We start from the raw sequence: 2,782 nt of genomic DNA, 5'->3' as shown, positions 1-2,782 counted from the left end.
GTAAGGCGATTTCTAGTGCAACACGCACATAACCAAAGCCCTAGCTCTGCAAAAAATATGTGTTGGACACTACGCGCGTTCGCTAGGTATCTTTTATATAAGGGGTATACAACCTACAATTTGTCTTCTGCTGTACCTAGTATCAGAAGATGGAGCCTAACCACCCTCCCTGAACATCTATCATCTAACCAAATTAAAAAGGTGCTGAACAGTTGCGACACGAGCAGTGCCGTTGGCTTAAGGGATTACGCAGTACTTATGCTATTAAGTCGGCTAGGACTGAGGGCGAATGAAATAGCTCTGTTGAAGTTAGATGACATCAACTGGCATGCCGGCAACCTCAACATTCGAGGAAAGGGTCGAACGCTTATTGCTTTGCCTTTGCTGCCTGAAGTGGGTGCGGCGCTATCAGATTACTTACAAAACGCACGGCCAAAGACTGATAGTCGCTCAGTCTTTGTACGCTCATTGGCGCCACATTCTCAGTTTGCAAGCTCTGCTGGGATCTCACAAATTGCTAAAGCAGCGTTACTGCGAGCCGAGTTAACACTAAAGCATAGAGGGACGCATATTTTTCGCCATAGCCTTGCAACTAACTTGCTTCAAGCAGGTGCTTCACTATCCGAAATTGGTCAACTACTTCGCCATAAGAGCCATGATTCGACACGTATTTATGCCAAAGTTGATATTGATGGATTAAGAGCATTAGCCATGCCATGGCAGGGAGTAGCACAATGATCTCCTTACGTAAAATATTACATGAATATGTGGAACTTAGACGCGGACTGGGCCACAAGTTTATTCAACCAGCTAGAGATTTAGAAGGCTTCGTTACCTTTATGGAGCAGTACAGTAGTACTTTTGTCACTACCAAACTTGCACTTGAATGGGCAACCCAATCGCCTGGAAAAAATGCTAGCTGGGCTATAAAACTAGCCTATGTTCGCGGGTTTGCTCGGCACTTGCAAGCAATGGACATACACACAGAGGTACCGCCGGTTGGACTTTTACCCTATAGCGGCTCTGCTAAACCGTACATTTACTCTGATATTGAGATACAAGCATTGTTGGAGGCCGCATTAGCTCTTAAACCAGTAAACAAATTAAGGCGCTGGACATACCATTGCCTCTTTGGTCTTTTACCGACAACAGGTTTGCGTATCAGCGAAGCTTTGACTCTCAAACGCCAAGATGTAGATCTTGAGAACTGTATTCTCACTGTACGCGATACAAAGTTTGGAAAATCACGCTACGTCCCAATACATATAAGTACTCAGCGTATTCTAGTCGAGTATGATCGCCGCCGCGATGAACTTATTAACCCTCCTTGCAGTGGGTACTTTTTGGTAGCAGAGCGCGGTGGCCGTTTATTACCGCAGTATGTTTCTCGTGTATTTTTACGTTTATCCCGACAAATTGGACTACGTACCCCAAATGCTAGCTCAGGACCACGGATCCATGATTTTAGGCACAGCTTTGCGGTGAATACGCTATTACGATGGTATAGAACTGGAGAAAAGGTAGACACCTTGCTACCGAAATTGTCTACTTACCTCGGTCACAGTTGTGTGCGTGATACCTATTGGTATTTATCTGCCTGTCCAGAACTAATGGAACTTGCTGCGCGTCGCCTAGAAACACGTTGGGAGGCTGAACTATGAAAGCCACTACCGCATTTCCGTGCTTGCTTGAACGTTGGTTTACTATTCGTTTAATCAATCAAAAACGCGTCAGTCACAACACGATATACTCCTATCGAGACACATTTCGACTGCTATTGGTGTTTGCAAAAAAACAGCTAGGGAAATCGCCATCTGCGCTAACGCTAGAAGATATCAACGCAGAATTAGTTAGCGCATTCCTTAATGATCTTGAGGAGCACCGAGTGATCAGTGCTCGCACAAGAAATTTACGTCTGACTGCTATTCATTCATTTTTCCACTTTTTAGAATACGAAGAGCCTGGGTATAGCGCACAAATTCAGCGAGTATTAGTTATCCCTAGTAAACGACATGAGCAGAGGCTGATCCACTTCTTGGAACGAACGGAAATAGAGGCATTACTGGCAAGTCCGGATAAAACGACGTGGATAGGCCATCGTGATCACGCTCTACTTTTTTTAGCGTTACAGACAGGGTTGCGTCTTTCTGAACTCATCAGCCTCAATAGTACGTCCCTAGTTCTTGACCAAGGGCCGCACGTCCGATGTCTTGGCAAAGGTCGCAAAGAAAGAAGTACTCCTTTAACCAAGCCTGCTGTTCGTATCATGAAAACTTGGCTGTTAGCGCTTCCTGGTATGGAAGAGGATATACTGTTTCCAACAATACACGGCAATCGTATTAGTGCAGACAGTGTGCAGTATTTAGTAAAGAAACATGCTGCTAATGCCAGCATTCAATGCCCATCGTTGAAGCAGAAACATGTAACACCTCATGTGCTTCGACACACCGCAGCAATGGAGCTGCTTAGCGCAGGTGTGGATACCACGGTAATAGCGATGTGGCTTGGACATGAATCTACACAAACGACACAAAGATACTTACATGCTCATATGGCACTGAAGGAAGCGGCATTAGCGAAAATAGCGCCATTTAATAAGCACAGTGATCTTCACTATAAACCGAGCGATAAGTTGTTAAGTTTTCTCACCAGCCTGTAGTTCTAGGATTAAACTATGCCGAATAGAAACTGGATCCTTACAGTCAAATGACAGTAATACCAGCACACTTATGAAATTGGACAGCATGTGTTCGGCATAGTTTTTCTTTCGGTATAAACCGCC

General features: G+C 44.7%; 3 protein-coding genes. All 3 read left to right on the top strand.

The window, feature by feature from the left end; genetic code table 11:
- Positions 1-738: site-specific integrase (locus KSO91_RS16835; RefSeq protein ID WP_238744178.1), on the top strand; the 738-nt coding region annotated here is incomplete at its 5' end.
- Complete coding sequence (locus tag KSO91_RS16830) at positions 735-1,661, top strand: tyrosine-type recombinase/integrase (protein ID WP_238744177.1); 927 nt, start codon at positions 735-737, stop codon at positions 1,659-1,661. The genes KSO91_RS16835 and KSO91_RS16830, both read left to right, overlap by 4 nt.
- Positions 1,658-2,659 (top strand): tyrosine-type recombinase/integrase, encoded by a 1,002-nt coding sequence (locus KSO91_RS16825; protein WP_238744176.1) that lies wholly within the window; start codon positions 1,658-1,660, stop codon positions 2,657-2,659. Before KSO91_RS16830 ends, KSO91_RS16825 begins: the two co-directional genes overlap by 4 nt.
- Positions 2,660-2,782: the final 123 nt, after the last annotated feature.

The organism is Psychromonas antarctica, from assembly GCF_022267535.1.
Classification (GTDB): domain Bacteria; phylum Pseudomonadota; class Gammaproteobacteria; order Enterobacterales; family Psychromonadaceae; genus Psychromonas; species Psychromonas antarctica.
The sequence above is the reverse complement of the archived record's forward strand: the minus strand, read 5'-3'. Positions and strand labels throughout refer to the sequence as shown.

Excerpts from the sequence above, each read along its gene's own strand:
- KSO91_RS16830 (WP_238744177.1), top strand. The coding sequence starts at position 735 with ATGATCTCCTTACGTAAAATATTACATGAATATGTGGAACTTAGACGC.
- KSO91_RS16825 (WP_238744176.1), top strand. The coding sequence starts at position 1,658 with ATGAAAGCCACTACCGCATTTCCGTGCTTGCTTGAACGTTGGTTTACT.